Source organism: Pseudomonas sp. P97.38, assembly GCF_001269745.1.
In the GTDB taxonomy this organism is placed as follows: domain Bacteria; phylum Pseudomonadota; class Gammaproteobacteria; order Pseudomonadales; family Pseudomonadaceae; genus Aquipseudomonas; species Aquipseudomonas chlororaphis_E.
This window is the reverse complement of the sequence record NZ_LHVJ01000015.1, coordinates 324,042-343,173: the sequence shown is the minus strand read 5'-3', so window position 1 is coordinate 343,173 and position 19,132 is coordinate 324,042. Positions and strand designations below refer to the sequence as shown.

18 protein-coding genes are annotated in these 19,132 nt (G+C 63.5%); 5 read left to right on the top strand and 13 right to left on the bottom strand.

The annotated features are described in order from the left end of the window. Positions 1-9 precede the first annotated feature (9 nt). Entirely contained in the window at positions 10-765 is a 756-nt protein-coding gene (gene cobA / locus AD664_RS11740; protein WP_053146682.1) for a uroporphyrinogen-III C-methyltransferase, read from the top strand. Between the two features lie 440 nt (positions 766-1,205). On the opposite strand, the gene AD664_RS11735 is transcribed toward cobA, so the two are convergent. From AD664_RS11735 to ppsA, 8 genes are all read right to left on the bottom strand, one after another. After that, positions 1,206-2,240, bottom strand: a complete 1,035-nt coding sequence (locus tag AD664_RS11735; protein WP_042729584.1) for an OmpA family protein — start codon at positions 2,238-2,240, stop codon at positions 1,206-1,208. Between the two features lie 107 nt (positions 2,241-2,347). After that, the gene (gene sigX / locus AD664_RS11730; protein ID WP_042729583.1) at positions 2,348-2,938 is read right to left on the bottom strand and encodes an RNA polymerase sigma factor SigX; all 591 of its coding nucleotides are present in this window, start codon (positions 2,936-2,938) and stop codon (positions 2,348-2,350) included. Positions 2,939-3,029: 91 nt separating this feature from the next. Next, positions 3,030-3,854: a mechanosensitive ion channel domain-containing protein gene (locus tag AD664_RS11725; protein ID WP_003183617.1), complete on the bottom strand. Its 825-nt coding sequence runs from the start codon at positions 3,852-3,854 to the stop codon at positions 3,030-3,032. 2 nt (positions 3,855-3,856) lie between these two features. After that, entirely contained in the window at positions 3,857-4,102 is a 246-nt protein-coding gene (locus AD664_RS11720; protein ID WP_047737446.1) for a hypothetical protein, read from the bottom strand. Positions 4,103-4,165: 63 nt separating this feature from the next. Next, positions 4,166-5,161, bottom strand: a complete 996-nt coding sequence (locus tag AD664_RS11715) for a zinc transporter ZntB (RefSeq protein ID WP_047737449.1) — start codon at positions 5,159-5,161, stop codon at positions 4,166-4,168. Between the two features lie 25 nt (positions 5,162-5,186). After that, positions 5,187-5,678 carry a ribonuclease E activity regulator RraA gene (rraA, locus tag AD664_RS11710; protein WP_042732263.1) on the bottom strand — a complete coding sequence of 164 codons (492 nt, stop codon included), beginning with the start codon at positions 5,676-5,678 and terminating at the stop codon, positions 5,187-5,189. A 126-nt stretch (positions 5,679-5,804) separates the two neighbouring features. Further along, positions 5,805-6,794, bottom strand: coding sequence for an alpha/beta fold hydrolase (locus tag AD664_RS11705; protein WP_042732262.1), 990 nt, complete (start codon positions 6,792-6,794; stop codon positions 5,805-5,807). A gap of 157 nt (positions 6,795-6,951) precedes the next feature. Further along, on the bottom strand, positions 6,952-9,327 hold the full coding sequence (ppsA, locus tag AD664_RS11700; protein ID WP_042732261.1) for a phosphoenolpyruvate synthase: 2,376 nt from the start codon (positions 9,325-9,327) through the stop codon (positions 6,952-6,954). 179 nt (positions 9,328-9,506) lie between these two features. Between ppsA and AD664_RS11695 the strand changes: the two genes are divergently transcribed. Continuing rightward, positions 9,507-10,325, top strand: coding sequence for a pyruvate, water dikinase regulatory protein (locus AD664_RS11695; protein WP_042732259.1), 819 nt, complete (start codon positions 9,507-9,509; stop codon positions 10,323-10,325). A 187-nt stretch (positions 10,326-10,512) separates the two neighbouring features. Here the strand turns inward: AD664_RS11695 and AD664_RS11690 are convergent, their stop codons facing one another. The 4 genes from AD664_RS11690 to AD664_RS11675 form a co-directional block, all read right to left on the bottom strand. Beyond that, on the bottom strand, positions 10,513-10,740 hold the full coding sequence (locus AD664_RS11690; RefSeq protein ID WP_053146680.1) for an MbtH family protein: 228 nt from the start codon (positions 10,738-10,740) through the stop codon (positions 10,513-10,515). Between the two features lie 84 nt (positions 10,741-10,824). After that, positions 10,825-12,237, bottom strand: coding sequence for an aspartate aminotransferase family protein (locus AD664_RS11685; RefSeq protein WP_053146678.1), 1,413 nt, complete (start codon positions 12,235-12,237; stop codon positions 10,825-10,827). Between the two features lie 105 nt (positions 12,238-12,342). Then, entirely contained in the window at positions 12,343-13,674 is a 1,332-nt protein-coding gene (locus AD664_RS11680) for a sensor histidine kinase (protein WP_053146676.1), read from the bottom strand. Then, the gene (locus AD664_RS11675; RefSeq protein ID WP_042731910.1) at positions 13,671-14,351 is read right to left on the bottom strand and encodes a response regulator; all 681 of its coding nucleotides are present in this window, start codon (positions 14,349-14,351) and stop codon (positions 13,671-13,673) included. Before AD664_RS11675 ends, AD664_RS11680 begins: the two co-directional genes overlap by 4 nt. Before the next feature lie 178 nt (positions 14,352-14,529). On the opposite strand from AD664_RS11675, the gene dsbD reads away from it, so the two are divergent. Genes dsbD through dsbG form a run of 3 tightly spaced genes read left to right on the top strand, consistent with a single transcriptional unit; the run spans position 14,530 to position 17,872 of the window. Further along, positions 14,530-16,260: a protein-disulfide reductase DsbD gene (gene dsbD, locus AD664_RS11670; RefSeq protein WP_053146674.1), complete on the top strand. Its 1,731-nt coding sequence runs from the start codon at positions 14,530-14,532 to the stop codon at positions 16,258-16,260. Next, positions 16,260-17,129, top strand: a complete 870-nt coding sequence (locus AD664_RS11665) for a TlpA disulfide reductase family protein (protein WP_053146672.1) — start codon at positions 16,260-16,262, stop codon at positions 17,127-17,129. Before dsbD ends, AD664_RS11665 begins: the two co-directional genes overlap by 1 nt. Then, positions 17,105-17,872, top strand: coding sequence for a thiol:disulfide interchange protein DsbG (gene dsbG, locus AD664_RS11660; RefSeq protein ID WP_053146671.1), 768 nt, complete (start codon positions 17,105-17,107; stop codon positions 17,870-17,872). Before AD664_RS11665 ends, dsbG begins: the two co-directional genes overlap by 25 nt. Before the next feature lie 431 nt (positions 17,873-18,303). Here dsbG and AD664_RS11655 read toward each other — a convergent pair whose 3' ends face one another. After that, on the bottom strand, positions 18,304-19,110 hold the full coding sequence (locus AD664_RS11655) for an alpha/beta fold hydrolase (RefSeq protein ID WP_053146669.1): 807 nt from the start codon (positions 19,108-19,110) through the stop codon (positions 18,304-18,306). Positions 19,111-19,132 lie beyond the last annotated feature (22 nt).

Here is a 19,132-nt window from a genome sequence, read left to right as displayed (position 1 = left end):
GAAAACACTATGAACGCAAAAGTCTGGCTGGTGGGTGCAGGTCCTGGCGACCCTGAGTTGCTGACCCTCAAGGCCGTGCGCGCGCTGCGCGAGGCCGACGTGGTGTTGATCGACGACCTGGTCAACGAGGCGGTGCTGGAACATTGTCCCGGCGCTCGCGTCATCGCCGTGGGCAAGCGCGGTGGCTGCCGCTCCACCCCCCAGGCGTTCATCCATCGACTGATGCTGCGCTATGCCCGCCAGGGCAAATGCGTGGTGCGCCTCAAGGGCGGCGATCCGTGCATCTTTGGCCGCGGCGGTGAAGAAGCACAGTGGCTGCAGGCGCAAGGTGTCGAGGTGGAGTTGGTCAATGGCATCACGGCGGGCCTGGCCGGGGCCACCCGCTGTGACATCCCGCTGACCCTGCGCGGTGTCGCCCGGGGCGTGACCCTGGTGACCGCCCACACCCAGGACGGCAGCAGCCTGAACTGGCAGGCGCTGGCGCAAAGCGGCACGACCCTGGTGGTGTACATGGGCGTGGCGAAGCTGAGCGAGATCCGCGAACAACTGCTGGCGGGTGGCTTGGCGGCGCACACACCCGTGGCCATGATCGAAAACGCATCCCTGCCCCATCAGCGCGACTGCCGCAGCGACCTGGCGTCGATGGAAGCCGATGCCAACGCGTTCCAGCTCAAGAGCCCGGCGATCCTGGTGATCGGTGCGGTGGCCGGTGCTGCCGAACAGCAACACGCCCAACCCGAATGGCGCCAGGCCTCAGCCCTGTAATCGCCACTCCTGTGGGAGCGGGCTTGCCCGCGAAGGCGCCAGCCCGTCCGACATCGATGCTGGCTGATACACCGCTTTCGCGAGCAAGCCCGCTCCCACAGGTTTTGTGCCAGCCACAAATCCACCGCACACCGCCCTGCCCCTGTGGGAGCGGGCTTGCCCGCGAAGGCGCCAGCCCATCCAACATCGATGCTGGCTGATACACCGCTATCGCGAGCAAGCTCGCTCCCACAGGTTTTGTGCCAGCCACAAATCCACCGCACACCGCCCTGCCTCTGTGGGAGCGGGCTTGCCCGCGAAGGCGCCAGCCCGTCCGACATCGATGCTGGCTGATACACCGCTTTCGCGAGCAAGCCCGCTCCCACAGGTTTTGTGCCAGCTCAAATCGCAGGCAAAGAAAAGCCCGGCCTAAGCCGGGCTCTTCCAAAGCTGTGGGCTAATTACTTAGCTTGGGCTTCAACCTGCGCTTCTACGCGACGGTTAACAGCGCGACCAGCTTCAGTGGCGTTGTCAGCAACTGGGCGGGATTCGCCGTAGCCAACGGACTGAACGCGGGACGATTCAACACCGTACTGGTTGGTCAGAACTTGCTTGACGGCGTTTGCACGACGCTCAGACAGTTTCTGGTTGTAAGCGTCAGGACCGACGGAGTCAGTGTGACCTTCAACAGTGGTGGTGGTGGATGGGTACTGCTTCATGAAGTCAGCCAGGTTCTTGATGTCGCCGTAGCTGTTAGGCTTGACGACCGACTTGTCGAAGTCGAACTTGACGTCCAGCTCAACGCGTACCACTTCGGCAACGGCTGGGCAGCCGTCAGCGTCAACAGTGACGTTGGCAGGGGTGTCTGGGCACTTGTCGACGTTGTCGCACACGCCGTCGTTGTCGCTGTCGGAGCAGACTTCAGCCGGAGCTGGAACTGGAGCAGCAGCAGGCTTGGAGCCGCCACCGAAGTTCACACCGATACCAACGCTTGGCGCCCACTCGGTGTCGCCTTGGTCGATGTTGTATTGAGCTTCAACGCCAGCACGGGCGTAGAAGTTCTCGGTGAAGTACAGCTTGGCGCCGCCACCAACGTTGGCGAAGGTAGAACGGTTACGACCGTTGCTGCCATTCTGGTCGATGCTCTGGTCGGAGAAACCGGCCGAGACGTAAGGACGCAGCATGTCGCCTGGGTTGTTGAAGTGGTACAGGGCGTCCAGAGCGGTGTTGGCGCCCTTGACGTTGGTGCCGTCGTCGGTACGTGCGTTGTGCACTTCGTCGTAGGCCAGACGCAGTTCAACGTCGTCGGTCAGGAAGTAACCGATCGAACCGCCGAACAGGTTGCCGTTGTTCTTGAAGTTACGAGCGCTGTCGAATTGTTCTTTCTTGGCGAAGCCTTCGATTTCAACTGCGCCTTGGCCTTGTGCCAGAGCGCCGAACGAAGTGGCAGCAATCAAAGAACCAATGGCAAAGCCCAAGGTGTTTTTCAGTTTCATCCGTTAAATCCCCATCTGGTGATTGTGAAGCAGTCCCGCAAACCGGGGGACAACTCGGCGGCAAGTCTATCAGAACTTGCCTACACGTAAGAGATATTTGCGCCGAACTAAGTTTCAGCAATGCCTGCAAATTTCTCACGCAATTTGTCAAGAGCGCGCTTGTAACGCATTTTTGTCGCGCTCAAACCCATGTGCATTATGTCTGCGATCTCCTGGAACTCCAGCTCTGCGACAAATCGTAGCACCAGAATTTCCCGATCAATCGGGTTTACATGGACCAACCAGCGATCGAGTCCACCCTTCTCCTCGGGTTTGGGCGCCTTTTCCTCGGACGCTTCTTCAAGAGGGTCCAGGCTCAGAGCGTCCATCAAGCGACGCTTTCGCCGTTCCTTACGGTACTGCGTGATGCATTCGTTGTAGGTGATGCTGTAGAGCCAGGTCTTGAACTTCGATTTCCCCTCGAAGTTCTTCAACCCATACAGCACCTTCAACATCACCTCCTGACAGACATCGTCAGCATCGCGATCGTTCCCCAGGTACCGTGCACAAACGTTAAATAATGTCCTCTGGTAGCGGCGCATCAACTCTTCATAGGCGCGCGTTACGTGGAACAGCTCCGTATGCGCGCGGGCAACCAACTCTTCATCGGAGAGATCACGGGGGTCGTAGCGCGTGGACAGCGATTGGGGTTTGTTCAAAACAGGTCGGGCCGACAGTCTAGGTCAATGTGCGCCGCAGCCTGGAATAGCAGGCATTTTGCGGCGGCATACATTAGCAGGGTTTGCCGGGTTAGCGGCTACTCACATGCTGTTCCAGCAGGATCCGATTGGAGAGCGACACCAGTTCGCCCTCGTCGGTCAGCAATGTGGTTTTCACCGTGCCGATCTCTTCGATCTGACCTTCGACCTCGCCAACACGCACCTGTTGCCCAACCTCATACAATTCACGCACATAGATTCCCGCGAGAATCTGACCGGCGATTTCCCGGCTTCCCAACCCCATGGCCAGCGCAACGGCCAGACCAACGGTAATCAAAACGATCACGATCACGTGGTTGAGCAGGTCTGTCTTGACCTCCAACTGGCTGATCGCAACCGAAATACTGATGATGATCACCAGGCCCTGGGCGATTCGCCCAACGCCGGCGGCGTAGTCCAGCCCCACGCCTTCGGCGGCGCCACGCACCAGCCCGTTGGCCAGTTGGGCCAACAGGACACCCACCAGCAGCACCAGCGCGGCGCCGAATACTTTCGGCAAATACAGCGCAAGCATGTCCAGCGTAGCTGAAACTCGCTCAAGTCCAAGGGATTCAGCCGCCGAAACCAGGAAAATGAGCAATACGAACCAATAGACGATCTTGCCGACCAGGGTCGAAATGGGCACCTGGATGCCGCCTCGCGACAGCAACTTGGTCAGGCCGGTGCCGCCCATCAGGCGATCGAGGCCCAGTTTGGCGAGCAGTTTGGAGAGCAGCGTGTCCAGCAATTTGGCCACGACGAAACCGAGCAACAGCACCACCAGGGCGCCGAAGAGGTTCGGGATGAAGTTGGCCACCTTGGTCCACAACGCGGTCATTGCCGTGACGAGGCTCTGGGTCCAGAGATCAAGTTCCATATTCAATCAGCCTTATCAGCGGTGCGAGTAACAGGTTTACGGCGGGAAACCGGCGCGACATGGGCCGACCCGTTGTTCAAGGCGATCATCAGCGCGGGCAGCCAACGGCCCAGCAGGCTGAACAGATCACTGGCGCCGACCTGGCGGTTGGCGGTTTTCAGTACACGTCCCAGGCATGCGTCGTCGTCCCGGCTGGACGGCGAAGCCTTGAGCATGTCGCGCAAAGACTGTTCAAACGGATCGTGCATACGCACCTCTCGTGATGTCTGTGGAAGACGCGATCAGATTTCGTCGGGTCACATGAAGCCTCATCACACCCAGCGCAGACGCCGGAACAGCCACCACTGCCCCAGCGCCACACAGACCATCAGCAAGCACGCGACCAGGAAACCGTAGGGGCTCGCCGAGAACGGGATACCGCCCACGTTGATGCCCAACAGGCCGGTCAGGAAACTCATCGGCAGGAAAATCCCGGTGATGATGCCGAAGCGGTACATGGTGCGGTTCATGCGCACCGACAGGCGCCGGTCTTCGGCCTCCAGCACAAGCCCCACGCGCTCGCGAGTCAATTCCAGCTCCTCGAGGTAACGGGTCAGGCTGTTGTTCAATTCGTTCCAGTAATCGCCATCGTCTTCGACGAACCACGGCAGCTTCAGCCGGGTCATCTGGGCGAAAATGTCCCGCTGCGGCGCCAGGAATCGCTTCAACCCGGCCGCCCTTCGACGGATGTGCAAAATGGCGTCGTGCTCGGGGGTGTACCGTTCGTCGGTATCGAGTTTTTCTTCCTCGCCATCGACGATTTCCGAGAGACAGGTGACCAGGTCCTGCACCTTGTTGGTGAGGTACTGGGCCATATAAAGGATGAGTTCCGAGGCGGTCTTCGGTCCCTTGCCCTCGGCCAGTTGCGCCAACAGCTCATCGGTGGCCCGCAGCGGTCGCAAACGCAGGGAGATCACCCGCTGGGCAGCGGCGAAGATCCGCACCGAGACCATGTCTTCCGGCTCGGCCCCCGGGTTCAGGTTGATCCCCCGCAGGAACAGCAGCAGCTCGGCGTTAGGCAGAGGCAGCAGGCGCGGACGGGTGTTCTCTTCCAGCAGCAGGTCGCAGTTGAATTCGCTCAGGCCGCTGGATTTGCGCAACCAGGTGTGGGTTTGCGGATGACTGCGATCCCAGTGCAGCCACAGGCTTTCGTGGGCCTGCAACTGCAATTCGTCGAGGTCGGTCCGGGCAATGGAACGCGCGCCGCCCTTACCGTCCAACACCAGGGCATGCACCAGCCCCCATTGCGCGTTTTCTTCCTCGAACATCCTCATCCCTTATGGCTGTAGCGCTTCATTCAGGCATTTTCAACGGGCTTGGCGAGACGATCACGCCGTTGTTGTCCGCGTACACATACTCGCCCGGACGGAACGTCACGCCGGCAAAGGTCACCGCTACGTTGAGGTCGCCGATGCCGCGCTTGTCGGTTTTCATCGGATGACTGGCCAGGGCCTGGACGCCGAGGTCGGTCTGGGCGATGACGTCGACGTCGCGGATGCACCCGTAGATCACCAGCCCTTCCCAGCCACTCTTCGCGGCTTTTTCCGCCAGCATGTCACCCAGCAAGGCCCGACGCAGAGAGCCGCCACCGTCCACCACCAGCACCTTGCCGGCGCCCGGTTGCTCGACTTGCTCCTTGACCAGCGAGTTGTCTTCGAAGCACTTGATGGTCACGATTTCGCCGCCGAAGGAATCGCGGCCGCCGAAATTGCTGAACATCGGCTCCAGCACCTGAACCAGGTCCGGGTAGGCATCGCACAGGTCGGGCGTGAGGTAATGGTTCATCGAACAACTCCTGTAAGGCTGGAACGTCAGACTGAATGAGCAACCGTTTGTGACCGAAACCGCTTCAAGCGTCATATCTTAGCCGCAAGCCGACCAGAGCGAAATGCTCTTGTCAGGGCCTTCGCCTCAAACCGCCTCGGCCAGACTGGGTTGTTCTGCCATCAACGGCGCACAGGGGTTTTCCAGCCAGCGCGCCACCAACGGCCAGACATCCGTGTGCGCGGCCTTGCTGACCAGCATCTCGACATGCCCGAAATCTTCACTGAACCCCTGTGCCCGGCCCAGGCAGACAAATTGCTTGTGCTCGGAGCCGATCTGTTCGAAGAGCTTGCGGCAGGCCCAGGTCGGGTCCTGGTGATCGCCCGCGGCACTCACTGCCAGCACCGGCACCTGGACATCGGCCAAACCGGCCCACCAGTTCTTCTCGGCATCGCCGAAGCGCCCGAACAGGCCATACCAGCGCATGCTTTCCAGGGCCAGGCCGATGGGCTCGTCCTCCGGACCACGCTTGAGCCGTGAGCCGGACAGTTGAGCAAAGCGCTTGAGAATGAAACGCCCGCTCCATTCCACCGGCGGGATCTTCAGCGGCCAGTAGGTGCGGCTGACCTGGGTGCCGAAAAACGCCGCCGACGCCACGGCCGGCTCGCCCAGGTAATGGCCGCCTAGCGCCGCCGCCAGGGTGATGCCGCCCAGGGAGTGGCCGATCCAGTGCGGCACTTGCCCACTTTGCTCGCGCACGAAAGCACCGATGGCGGGCAGGTCGTAGCGGGCGTAATCGGCTACACGGTTGTTGCGGTAGTCCTGGTTGCGCTGGGACAGCCCATGGCCGCGCATCTCCGGAATCCAGACATCGAAACCCAGGCGCGTCAGGTACGCCCCCAAGCCGAGACCCTTGGGGGAATACCAGAAGCGGCGGTTGGAGAAGCTGCCGTGCAACAGGATCACGGGAACGCCGCGGGTCTGGCCGGCGTCGGCCATGCCCAGGCGGGTGACGGCCAGTTCGACGCTGTAGTCCGGGCTGTTACCGGGCTTGAGGCGATAGACGTCTTCGCTCAGATCACCGCGTCGCTCGGCGCTGATCAGGGCGACAGGAAAAAGGTTGCTGCTGCTTTGCATAATGCTCTTGCACAAAAAAAGACAACTGTGGGAGCGAGCTTGCTCGCGATGGCGGTGGATCAGCAAAATAATCTTGGCTGACACTCCGCTATCGCGAGCAAGCTCGCTCCCACAAAGGTTACCCGGCTTAAATCACCGGTGAGGCCCCTTCACTCAATCAGACCGCGCCCTGCCCCTCGGCCAGGAAGAACCAGGTTTCCAGCACGGAGTCGGGGTTCAACGAAACGCTTTCGATGCCCTGTTCCATCAGCCACTTGGCCAGGTCCGGGTGGTCCGAAGGGCCCTGGCCGCAGATGCCGATGTACTTGCCGGCCTTGTTGCAGGCGGCGATGGCATTGGCCAGCAGCTTCTTGACCGCCGGGTTCCGCTCGTCGAACAGGTGCGCAATGATCCCCGAGTCGCGGTCCAGGCCCAGGGTCAACTGGGTCAGGTCGTTGGAGCCGATGGAGAAACCGTCGAAGAACTCGAGGAATTCTTCCGCCAGGATGGCGTTGGACGGCAGTTCGCACATCATGATCACGCGCAGGCCGTTGTCGCCACGGGCCAGGCCGTTCTCGGCCAGCAGGTCGACCACCTGGCTCGCTTCACCGAGGGTACGCACGAACGGCACCATGATCTCGACGTTGGTCAGGCCCATCTCGTTGCGCACACGCTTGAGGGCGCGGCACTCGAGCTCGAAGCAATCACGGAACGATTCGCTGATGTAGCGCGAAGCGCCGCGGAAGCCCAGCATCGGGTTTTCTTCTTCCGGCTCGTAGAGCTTGCCGCCGATCAGGTTCGCGTATTCGTTGGACTTGAAGTCCGACAGGCGCACGATGACCTTTTTCGGGTAGAACGCCGCTGCCAGGGTGCTGATGCCTTCTACCAGTTTCTCGACGTAGAAACCGACCGGATCGTCGTAGCCGGCGATGCGCTTGTCGACGCTGTCCTTGATTTCAGGGGGCAGGCCGTCGTAGTTCAGCAGCGCCTTGGGGTGCACGCCGATCATGCGGTTGATGATGAACTCCAGGCGGGCCAGGCCCACGCCGGCGTTCGGCAACTGCGCGAAGTCGAAGGCGCGGTCCGGGTTGCCGACGTTCATCATGATCTTGAACGGCAGCTCCGGCATGGCGTCCACGGAGTTCTTCTTGATGTCGAAGCCCAGCTCACCTTCGAAGATGTAGCCGGTATCGCCCTCGGCGCAGGAGACGGTGACGCCCTGGCCGTCCTTGAGCAGTTGGGTCGCGTTACCGCAACCGACCACGGCCGGGATCCCCAGCTCACGGGCGATGATCGCCGCGTGGCAGGTGCGCCCGCCGCGGTTGGTGACGATGGCGCTGGCGCGCTTCATCACCGGTTCCCAGTCCGGGTCGGTCATGTCGGACACCAGCACGTCGCCGGCCTGGACCTTGTCCATTTCCGAGACGTCATTGATGATCCGCACCTTGCCGGCGCCGATGCGCTGGCCGATGGCACGGCCTTCCACCAGCACGGTGCCGGTTTCCTTGAGCAGGTAGCGCTCCATGACGTTGGCCTGGGTGCGGCTCTTCACGGTTTCCGGCCGGGCCTGCACGATGTACAGCTTGCCGTCGTCACCGTCCTTGGCCCATTCGATGTCCATCGGGCACTTGTAGTGCTTCTCGATGATCATCGCCTGCTTGGCCAGCTCGCTGACTTCGGCGTCGGTCAGGCAGAAACGCGCGCGCTCGGCCTTGTCCACGTCGACGGTCTTGACCGAACGACCGGCCTTGGCCTCGTCACCGTAGATCATCTTGATGGCCTTGCTGCCCAGGTTGCGGCGCAGGATGGCCGGGCGGCCGGCAGTCAGCGTGCCTTTGTGGACGTAGAACTCGTCCGGGTTGACCGCGCCTTGTACGACGGTTTCACCCAGGCCGTAGGCGCCGGTGATGAACACCACGTCACGGAAGCCCGACTCGGTGTCGAGGGTGAACATCACGCCGGCGGTGCCGGTTTCGGAACGGACCATGCGCTGCACACCCGCGGACAGGGCGACCAGCTTGTGGTCGAAGCCCTGGTGCACGCGGTAGGAAATGGCACGGTCGTTGAAGAGGGAAGCGAAGACTTCCTTGGCGGCGCGGATGACGTTTTCCACGCCACGGATGTTCAGGAAGGTTTCCTGCTGGCCGGCAAAGGACGCGTCCGGCAGGTCTTCGGCGGTGGCCGAGGAACGTACGGCGACCGCGATGTCGGGATTGCCTTCGGACAGCTTGGCGAAAGCGGTGCGGATCTCGCTGTTCAGTTGCTCGGGGAACTCGGCTTCCATGATCCACTGGCGGATCTGGGCGCCGGTCTTGGCCAGGGCATTGACGTCATCGACGTCCAGGGCATCGAGCGCATCGTGGATCTGCTTGTTCAGGCCGCTCAGTTCCAGGAAATCACGATAAGCCTGAGCGGTCGTGGCGAAGCCACCTGGCACCGATACGCCGGCACCGGCGAGGTTACTGATCATCTCGCCCAGGGATGCGTTCTTGCCCCCCACATGCTCCACATCATGGACGCCGAGCTTATCGAGGGAAACTACGTACTCTACCAAGGTGATCTCTCCACTAACTGTGTTGGAAAAGCTCAAGGCACCGGCGGCTCCAGGGGAGCGATTGCCGGCGATATGGCCTGGACCTGGAAAATAAGTGAGAATGCGGGCCACTGGCGGCCGACAAATCGCGCCTATCATATCCAAGAATCGTCACTAGCTCACTAGGGCCCAAGGCGCAAATGAAACGATCTGCTTTCTTTATCTCCGACGGCACCGGCATCACGGCCGAAACCTTAGGTCAAAGCCTGTTGGCGCAATTCGAAAACATTACCTTCACCAAGCTGACACGTCCGTACATCGACAGCGTCGACAAAGCGCGGGCCATGGTACAGCAAATCAATAAAGCCGCCGAAACCGACGGTTTCCGCCCGATCATCTTCGACACCATCGTCAATCAGGACATCCGTGAGATTCTCGCAACGTCCAATGGTTTCATGATCGACATCTTTTCGACCTTCCTGGCGCCCCTGGAGCAGGAACTGAGCGAACACTCCTCCTACTCGGTCGGCAAGTCCCATTCCATCGGGCACAACTCCAACTACATGGAGCGGATCGAGGCGGTCAACTTCGCGCTGGACAACGATGACGGCGCCCGCACGCATTATTACGACAAGGCCGACCTGATCCTAGTGGGCGTGTCGCGTTGTGGTAAGACGCCGACGTGCCTGTACATGGCGATGCAGTTCGGCATCCGCGCGGCCAACTACCCGCTGACCGAAGAGGACATGGAGCGCCTGCAACTGCCCAGCGCCCTGCGCGCCCACCAGCACAAGCTGTTCGGCCTGACCATCGACCCGGACCGCCTCACCGCGATCCGCAACGAGCGCAAGCCCAACAGCCGCTATTCGAGCTATGCCCAGTGCGAGTTCGAGGTGCGCGAAGTGGAAAATCTGTTCCGGCGGGAAAATATTCCGCATATCAATTCCACGCATTTTTCCGTGGAAGAGATATCGGCGAAGATCCTGGTGGAGAAAGGGGTGGAGCGGCGGTTCAAGTGATGTAGAGGCCTGGAACCAAAACCTGTGGGAGCGAGCTTGCTCGCGATAGCGGTGTGTCAGCCGCATGAATGTTGCCTGACACTCCGCTATCGCGAGCAAGCTCGCTCCCACATGGGTTCTGGTATGACTGCAGGATTTGTATTCCCCTGCTTTCCTCCTGTGGAAAGCAGCTCCCACAGGTTCTACCTCAATGAACCACAGCCGCCTGTTCTTCCATTTTCTTGCGCAGGCTCAACGGGCGCATGTCGGTCCAGACTTCTTCGATGTAGGCCAGGCATTCCTTCTTGAAGCCGCTCTTGCCGACGGTACGCCAGCCTTCGGGAACGGCCTTGTAGTCCGGCCAGATCGAATACTGCTCTTCGTGGTTGACCACGACCTGAAAGACGATGTCCTCGCGGTCGAATACTGAAGTCATGGGTGTCTCTCCATCTTTGCTCGAGGTTCACTGCGGCGCATGCGCAGCCAGGGTATGAAAGGAACGTTTGGGGCCGGATGAAAATTAGGCGTCGCTGACGGCCGCGCTCAAGGCGCGCCCGAAAATGTCGGCGATCCGGTCGATGTCGGCCGCGGTGACGATCAGCGGTGGCAGGAATCGCACCACGCCGCCCTGGCGTCCGCCCAGCTCCAGGATCAGCCCGCGCTTGAGGCACTCGCGCTGCACCCGTGGCGCCAGGCGGCCATCCACCGGCGGATGGCCCTGGGCGTCCGGCGTGCCGTGGGGGTCCACCAGCTCGACGCCGAGCATCAAGCCACGACCGCGGATATCACCCAATTGCGCAAAGTCGCGCTGCAGAATGCGCAAGTGCTCGCTCAGGCGCTCGCCCATGGCGGCCGCGTGGGACGGCAGGTCATGCTCCACCAGATAACGCATGACCGCCGAGCCGGCGGCCATCGCCATTTGGTTACCCCGGAACGTCCCGGCGTGGGCGCCCGGCAACCAGGTGTCGAGCCAGTCGCGGTAGACCACCACCGCCAGCGGCAGGCTGCCGCCGATGGCCTTGGACAGCACCACCACGTCCGGGATGATCCCGGCATGCTCGAACGCGAACATCTTGCCGGTCCGACCGAAGCCGCTCTGGATTTCATCGACGATCAGCGCCACGCCGGCCTGCTCGGTGATCCGCCGCAAGCCGCGCAGCCAGTCGAGGTCGGCCGGTATGACCCCGCCCTCGCCTTGCACCACTTCGACGATCACCGCCGCCGGCAATTGCACCCCGGCCTCGGGGTCGTTCAGCAGGTTGTGCAAGTAATGCAGGTTGGCCTTTACGCCTTGCGCACCGCCCAGCCCGAACGGGCAACGGTAATCGTAGGGAAACGGCATGAACTGCACGCCATTGCTGAGCAAGGCACCCAGGGGGCGCTTCGGCCCCAGGCTGCCCATCAGGCTCAACGCGCCCTGGCTCATGCCGTGGTAACCGCCCTGGAACGACAGCACGGTGCTGCGTCCGGTGGCGGTGCGCACCAGTTTGAGGGCGGCCTCCACCGCGTCAGTGCCGGTGGGGCCGCAGAACTGGATCTTCGCCTCGGCCGCCAGCGCCGCCGGCAGCAGGCCGAACAGGTCCTGGACGAAGCGGTCCTTGACCGGCGTGGTCAGGTCCAGGGTGTGCAGGGGCAATTCATCCGCCAGCACCTGCTGGATCGCCTCGATCACCACCGGGTGGTTGTGCCCCAGCGCCAGCGTGCCGGCGCCGGCCAGGCAATCGATGAACGTACGCCCCTCGACGTCTTCGACATGCAAGCCGCGGGCACGCTTGAGGGCCAGGGGCAGGCGCCGGGGATAACTGCGGGCATTGGACTCCTGGCGGTTCTGGCGGGCCAGCAGCGGCGACTCATTGAATTGATAGAGCGTCTCGGCCGGCTCCGGGTTGAGCCGGGCCGGTGGTGCTTCGATAAGGCTGTTGGCGACTGGCATCTCTCGACCTCGCTGTACACACATGTGCAGGTTTCCTGATGTGGAAACGCACCAGCGAGGCCGGGATTTAGCCCGTGGAGAAAAAGCTCGTCCCTGATAACGGGATCAGCCCGGCAACGACTGCACCGGCACCGTCAACTCGACTCGCAACCCGTCCGTCCGGCTGTCGAAATGCAGGCCGCAGCCGCAACGCTGGACGATGGCCTGGACAATCGCCAGGCCCAACCCGCAGCCCGTGCTCTGGCCGTTGCGCCAGAAGCGTTGGGTCAGGTGCTGGATGTCGTCGGCGGCGATGCCCGGCCCATGGTCGCGCACCTGGAAGCGAACCCGCTGGCCGACCATTTCCAGGTTCAACTGCACCTCGGTATCGCCGGGGGTATGGCGCAAGGCGTTATCCAGCAGGTTGCGCACGGCGGCGATGGAGAGCACCGCCGGCATCTGCACCGGCGCTTCGGACAACCCAGGGGCCAGTTGCAGCTTGATCCGCCGGGAATCATGGCTGGCTGCGTCCTGGATCGCCAGCCGCGCGACCTGCTCGGCATTGCACTGCACGCCATCGTCGAACGACAGGCTGCCTTCCACCCGCGCCAACAGCAGCAACTGCTCCAGGGTGCGATGCAAGCGGTCGGCGCCCTCCTCGGCCCGGGCCAGCGACTGGTCGCGAGCAACGCCATCGGTCATGCGCGCGACTTGCAGGTGGGTCTTGATGGCCGTCAGCGGGCTGCGCAGTTCGTGGGCGGCATCGCCAGTCAGCCGCCGCTCGCGCTCGAGGGTCTTGCCGATGCGCTGGAACAACTGATTCTGGGTCTCCAGCAGCGGCCGCAGTTCGCTGGGCAGCGGATGGATCTGCAGCGGCTCCAGGGAATCGGCGTTGCGCCGCATCAGCGCGTCGCGCATGCGATTGAGCGGCGCCAGGCCCTGGCCGATGCCCAGCCACAACAGGCACAGGCAGCCGAGCAGCGCCACGCCCACCGGCACCGAGGCCGCCAGGAGGATCGACATGTTCAGGGCCTCGCGCTCGATCTGGCGGTCGGCGGTGGTGATACGCACGTCACCTCGGGCCAGGGTGAAGCTGCGCCAGGGCGCGCCGTCGATCATCTGGTCATGGAAACCCATCTTCTGCGCTTCCAGGGCCTGCTCCGGGGTGCCATGGCTGCGCGCCAGGATTTCCCCACGCAAGGAACTGACCTGGCAGGCCATGCCCCCGGGGATGCTCAACTGCTCGGCGCTGAAGTGCGTGCCGTCGCCCTTGCTGGGCAACGGTGGCAACTGCTCCAGCAGGCCGGCGACCATCCGCGCCGACGCCACCAGGCGCTGGTCGAGGGAAAACATCATCTGGTTGCGCAGGTCGCTGAGCATCCACGCCGCCGCCAGGGCCCAGATCAGGGCGAAGGCCGCGCCGAGGGTCAGGCTCAGGCGCAATCGCAGGCTCATCACTTGGAAGACTCTCCGCCGTCGGCAGGCCCCAGGCGATAACCCAACCCGCGCACGGTCTCGACGATCCCGTTGCCCAGTTTGCGCCGCAGGTGATGGATATGGACGTTGAGGGCGTTGCTTTCCAGTTCGTCGTTGAAACCGTAGACGCTGTCCTTGAGTTGCTCGGTGGACAGCACCCGGCCGCGACTGTGCAGCAGGGCCTGCAACAACGACTGCTCGCGCCGGGACAAGTCCACCGGCTGGCCGTCCAGCAAGGTTTCCCGGCTGCTGGGGTCGTACGTCAGCCGGCCGTGTTCGATCAGGTTGACGCTGCGCCCCGCCACGCGCCGCAACAGCGTGTGCAGGCGCGCCGCGAGTTCGCGCAGGTCGAAAGGCTTGAGCAGGTAGTCATCGGCGCCGGCCTGCAAGCCGTCGACCCGGTCGGTCACCGAGTCCCGCGCGGTGAGGATCAACACCGGGATCTCCAGGCCCTGCTGGCGCAGTTGCTTGAGCAGTTTCAAGCCGTCCTCGTCGGGCAGCCCCAGGTCCAGCACCATGACGTCGAACTCGGCCACGCCGACCATCGCCCGCGCCGCCGACGCCGTGGCGACATGCTCGACGGTCAGGCCCTGGGCCGTAAGGCCGGCGACGATGCCGCTGGCGATCAACTCATCGTCTTCGCAGACCAGTACGTGCATGGTAAGCCCCGTGGAAAAAGGTACATTAGGCCGCCGGCCGATTAAGCCGACATTATGCGACGAGTCCGCCTGATTTGGGCGATCATTGCGGCCGAGACCCGGTTGCCGCCGGGTTAATCGACGGTTAATCGCCGACCGCCATTGTGCATTCCACTTGCTTCGTTCTAAGGCTTTATCCATGCGTCGATTGTTTTTGTTGTGGCTGTTGCTGATTTCGGGCCTGGCCCAGGCCGCCAATCCCTTCGAGACCAAACCCGATTTCCTGCCGGTGGAAAAGGCCTTCGTGTTCACCTCCGAACGCCTGGATTCCGGTGAAACGCAGCTGTTCTGGCAGATCGCCGATGGCTACTACCTGTACCAGCAACGGCTCAAGTTCGACGGCCTGGCCGAGGCGCAGAAACCCAGGCTGCCGGAGGGTGAAGCCCACAGCGACGAGTTCTTCGGCGACCAGCAGGTCTATCGCCAGGCCTTGGAACTGAAGATCCCGGCCGGTGCCACCGGCAAGGTCAAGGTCGGCTTCCAGGGCTGCGCCGACGCGGGCCTGTGCTACCCACCCCAGACGCAAATCGTCGATCTGGGCGGTGCCGCACCGGCAGCCGCCGGCAACCAGGCGCCGGACCAGGCCCTGGCCAGCGGCCTGCAACAACGGGCACTGGGCTGGAGCCTGCTGGTGTTCTTCGGCCTGGGACTGTTGCTGGCGTTCACCCCGTGCTCCCTGCCGATGCTGCCGATTCTGGCGGGCCTGGTGGTGGGCAGCGGCGCCGGTCCACGGCGCGGCCTCGCGCTGGCCGGCAGCTACGTGATCAGCATGGCCCTGGTGTACGCCGCCATGGGCGTATTGGCCGCGTTGCTGGGCGCCAACCTCCAGGCGTTGCTGCAGCAACCGTGGCTGCTGGGCACGTTCGCGGCGATCTTCGTGCTGCTGGCGCTGCCGATGTTCGGTTTCTTCGAGTTGCAGTTGCCGGCCGCCCTGCGCGACCGCCTGGAGAACGCCGGGCGCCAGCGCCGCGGTGGCAGCCTGGTGGGCGCCGGCATCCTCGGCGCACTGTCCGGCCTGTTGGTGGGGCCGTGCATGACCGCCCCGCTGGCCGGCGCGCTGTTGTACATCGCCCAGGGCGGCAATGCGCTGCACGGTGGGCTGATCCTGTTTGCCATGGGCCTGGGCATTGGCCTGCCGCTGTTGCTGCTGGTGACCGTGGGCAATCGCTTCCTGCCCAAGCCCGGTGCCTGGATGAACCTGCTCAAGGGCTTGTTCGGCTTCCTGTTCCTGGGCACGGCCCTGTTGATGATTCGCCCGGTGATCGATGGCTCGCTGTGGATCGGGCTGTGGGGCGCGCTGTTGTTGATCGCCGCGTACAGTGCCTGGCGCCAGACCGAAGGTTTTGGCCGCGCCGCGTATGCCTGCGGCAGCGCCTCGCTGCTGTTCGGCCTGTGGGGCAGCGTCCTGGTGGTCGGTGCGGCGGGCGGCAGCGATGAGTTCTTCCAGCCGCTCAAGGTCTACACCGCCACCGCGCCGGGCGGCTCGGTCGCCAAGGCCCATGACGCCTTCGTCACGGTCAGTGAGCCAGCCGCCCTGCAACGGCAGTTGGACGAGGCCAAGGCCCAGGGCCAATGGGTGCTGCTGGACTACTACGCCGACTGGTGCGTGTCCTGCAAGATCATGGAAAAACAGGTGTTCGGCCGCGCCGACGTGCAGGACGCCTTGAACGGCGTGCGCCTGCTGCGCCTGGACGTCACCACTGACGACGCCGCCAGCCGCGCGTTGCTGGGCCGCTACCAGGTGCCAGGGCCGCCGAGCCTGTTGTGGATCGGCGCCGACGGTGAGGAACGCCGCAGCCAGCGGATCACCGGGGAAGTCGATGCCAAGGCCTTCCTGGAACGCTGGAACGTCACCCGGGATGCCCGCTGATGCTCACGCTCACCCTCGGCACTTTTGCCATCGCCCTTAACCACCTGCTGCTGATCAGCGCCTTGGCGCTGGCGACCTTCGTGGGCTGGCGGGTCGCCAAGCGCGGTGGCGAGAACCCCGAGTCGGTGCTGTTCGTGCTGTTTTTGCTCGGCCTGCTGGCCGCGCGGGTCGGCTTTGTCGTCGCCTACTGGAACCATTACCAGGACGATGCCTGGCAAATCGTCGACCTGCGCGACGGCGGTTTCCTGGCCGGGCCGGGGGTCGTCACGGTGTTGATCGGCGCATTACTGTGGGCCCGGCGGCGCCCGGCCCTGCGCCGGCCGTTGGGTTTCGGCGTTGGCAGTGGCTTGCTGTTCTGGCTGGTGGCGTCCCTGTCGCTGACGATCTACGAACAGGGCACGCGGCTGCCGGACATCGACCTGCGCAACGCCGACGGGCAGACCGTCAAGCTCGGCGATTATCAGGGCGGCCCCCTGGTGATCAACCTCTGGGCCACCTGGTGCCCGCCCTGCCGGCGTGAAATGCCGGTGCTGGAAGAAGCCCAGCAGCGGCGTCCGGACCTGACGTTCCTGTTCGTCAACCAGGCCGAAAGCATGCAGAGCGTGAGCACCTACCTCGCCACCCAGGGCTTGAGCCTGGACAACGTGCTGTTCGACGGCAGCGGTCGCCTCGGCCAGGCCGTGGGCTCCATGGCCCTGCCGACGACGCTGTTCTACAGCGCCGACGGTCGCCTGCTGGGCAGCCACCTGGGCGAGCTGTCGGAAGCGAGCCTGGCCCGCGCCCTGGAAAACTTTGAAGCGCCGGGTTCGCCCGTGCCGCCCCACCCTGTCACAAGGAAATCGCCATGCCCCGCCTCCGCCACCTGCTGACCCTGGGCTTTTCGGCCGCGTTGCTGCAAGCGCCGCTGCTGCAGGCCGAAGAGCTGCCCGCGGCGATCAAGAAGATCGAAGCCAAGGGCGCGAAGATCATCGGCACCTTCGACGCTCCGGACGGCTTGCGCGGTTACGCGGCGCAATACCAGAACCGAGGCATGGCGCTGTACCTGACGCCGGACGGCCAGCACGTGCTGCTGGGCAACCTGTATGACGCCGACGGCAAGGACCTGAGCGTGGAACCGCTGCAAAAGCTGGTGTATGCGCCGATGGCCAAGGCCATGTGGGCGAAGATGGCCGCTAGCCATTGGATCGCCGACGGTAACCCGGACGCGCCGCGCACGGTGTACCTGTTCAGCGACCCGAACTGCCCGTACTGCAACATGTTCTGGGAACAGGCGCGGCCCTGGGTCAAGGCCGGCAAGGTGCAACTGCGCCACATCATGGTGGGGATCATCCGTGAGGACAGCCCTGGCAAAGCCGCGGCATTGCTGGCGGCCAAGGACCCTGAGAAAGCCCTGGAGACCCACGAGAAGGCCGGCAAGGGCAGCGCCCTCAAGCCCCTCAAGGAGATCCCGCCGGCCATCCAGGCGAAAATGGACGCCAACCAGCAGTTGATGGACGAACTGGAACTGACCGCGACCCCGGCGATTTTCTACCTCGACGACAAAGGCGAACTGCAACAACAGCAAGGCGCGCCTTCGCCAGACAAACTGGTGAAGATCCTCGGGCCGAAGTGATGTCGGCCGGCGGCTCGCTATAGCGGTCTGTCTGTGCCGGTGATGCTGGCCGGGCGGGCCCCTTCGCGGGCAAGCCCGCTCCCACAGGGGATCTTCGCCAGGCGCAGATTGTGTGAACACCCCCCATTAATGGTGGGAGCGGGCTTGCTCGCGATAGCGGTCTGTCTGTGCCGGTGATGCTGGCCGGGCGGGCCCCTTCGCGGGCAAGCCCGCTCCCACAGGGGATCTTCGCCAGGCGCAGATTGTGTGAACACCCCCCATTAATGGTGGGAGCGAGCTTGCTCGCGATAGCGGTCTGTCTGTGCCGGTGATGCTGGCCGGGCGGGCCCCTTCGCGGGCAAGCCCGCTCCCACAGGGGATCTTCGCCAGGCGCAGATTGTGTGAACATCCCCCATTAATGGTGGGAGCGAGCTTGCTCGCGAAAGCCAAGGTCAGCGGCGCAGGAACTCCAACAATACCTGCGTCACGAACTCCGGGTTTTCCAGGTTGGAGATATGCCCCGCTTCCGGGATCAGCACGTGGGGGCAGCCGATCCGCTCGGCCATCTCCAGCGCTTCGGACGGCGGGCGCGGCTTGTCCTGGTCGCCGCACATCACCAACGTGCGCCCGGCGTCCAGTTCAGTCAGGCGCGGGAGGATGTCGTCCCGGCCAAAAATGATCCGGCCCAGCGGCACGATGCTGTCGCGCAGGCGCTCGGTCGGCAGCGCCGCCAGGGTCGCACGAAACTGCTGGTACAAGGAGGACTGCGGATCGATGCCAGGGCGGAAGAAGATCGGCACGACGATGTCCAACAGCGGTTCGGGAATGCTGCCGCTGGCTTCGATCTTGTCGAACAGCGAGAAGTAGTACTGGCGGGTCGGCTCCGGCTCGACGCCCACGTAGGTGTCCATCAGTACCAGGGACTTGACCCGCGTCGGCGCCGCCAGCGCCAGCCGCGCGCCCCACATCCCGCCCACCGACAGCCCCACCAGGTCGAAGCCGTCGACCTGCAAGTGATCCATCAAGGCCAATGCCTGGCGAGCCAGGTCGTCCAGCGAGGTCATGCCTTCGGGCAATTGCCCGGATTGGCCGTGGCCCCACAGGTCCAGGGCGATGACCCGGTAATGCCGGGACAACGCCTCGATCTGCGGCGCCCACATGGTGTGGTCCCACAAATAGCTGCTGCCCAGCAGCACCACCGGGCCATGGCCCTGATCCAGGTAATGAAGCGGTTGTCCGTCAACGGTCGCAAAAGGCATCGGTGACCTCCTTGTGTGAATG

Bases quoted from the DNA above. Each gene is read 5' to 3' on its own strand.
- cobA (WP_053146682.1), top strand. From the start codon at position 10: ATGAACGCAAAAGTCTGGCTGGTGGGTGCAGGTCCTGGCGACCCTGAG.
- AD664_RS11735 (WP_042729584.1), bottom strand. From the start codon at position 2,240: ATGAAACTGAAAAACACCTTGGGCTTTGCCATTGGTTCTTTGATTGCT.
- AD664_RS11725 (WP_003183617.1), bottom strand. From the start codon at position 3,854: ATGGAACTTGATCTCTGGACCCAGAGCCTCGTCACGGCAATGACCGCG.
- AD664_RS11720 (WP_047737446.1), bottom strand. From the start codon at position 4,102: ATGCACGATCCGTTTGAACAGTCTTTGCGCGACATGCTCAAGGCTTCG.
- AD664_RS11715 (WP_047737449.1), bottom strand. From the start codon at position 5,161: ATGTTCGAGGAAGAAAACGCGCAATGGGGGCTGGTGCATGCCCTGGTG.
- rraA (WP_042732263.1), bottom strand. From the start codon at position 5,678: ATGAACCATTACCTCACGCCCGACCTGTGCGATGCCTACCCGGACCTG.
- AD664_RS11705 (WP_042732262.1), bottom strand. From the start codon at position 6,794: ATGCAAAGCAGCAGCAACCTTTTTCCTGTCGCCCTGATCAGCGCCGAG.
- AD664_RS11695 (WP_042732259.1), top strand. From the start codon at position 9,507: ATGAAACGATCTGCTTTCTTTATCTCCGACGGCACCGGCATCACGGCC.
- AD664_RS11690 (WP_053146680.1), bottom strand. From the start codon at position 10,740: ATGACTTCAGTATTCGACCGCGAGGACATCGTCTTTCAGGTCGTGGTC.
- AD664_RS11685 (WP_053146678.1), bottom strand. From the start codon at position 12,237: ATGCCAGTCGCCAACAGCCTTATCGAAGCACCACCGGCCCGGCTCAAC.
- AD664_RS11675 (WP_042731910.1), bottom strand. From the start codon at position 14,351: ATGCACGTACTGGTCTGCGAAGACGATGAGTTGATCGCCAGCGGCATC.
- dsbD (WP_053146674.1), top strand. From the start codon at position 14,530: ATGCGTCGATTGTTTTTGTTGTGGCTGTTGCTGATTTCGGGCCTGGCC.
- AD664_RS11665 (WP_053146672.1), top strand. From the start codon at position 16,260: ATGCTCACGCTCACCCTCGGCACTTTTGCCATCGCCCTTAACCACCTG.
- dsbG (WP_053146671.1), top strand. From the start codon at position 17,105: ATGCCCCGCCTCCGCCACCTGCTGACCCTGGGCTTTTCGGCCGCGTTG.
- AD664_RS11655 (WP_053146669.1), bottom strand. From the start codon at position 19,110: ATGCCTTTTGCGACCGTTGACGGACAACCGCTTCATTACCTGGATCAG.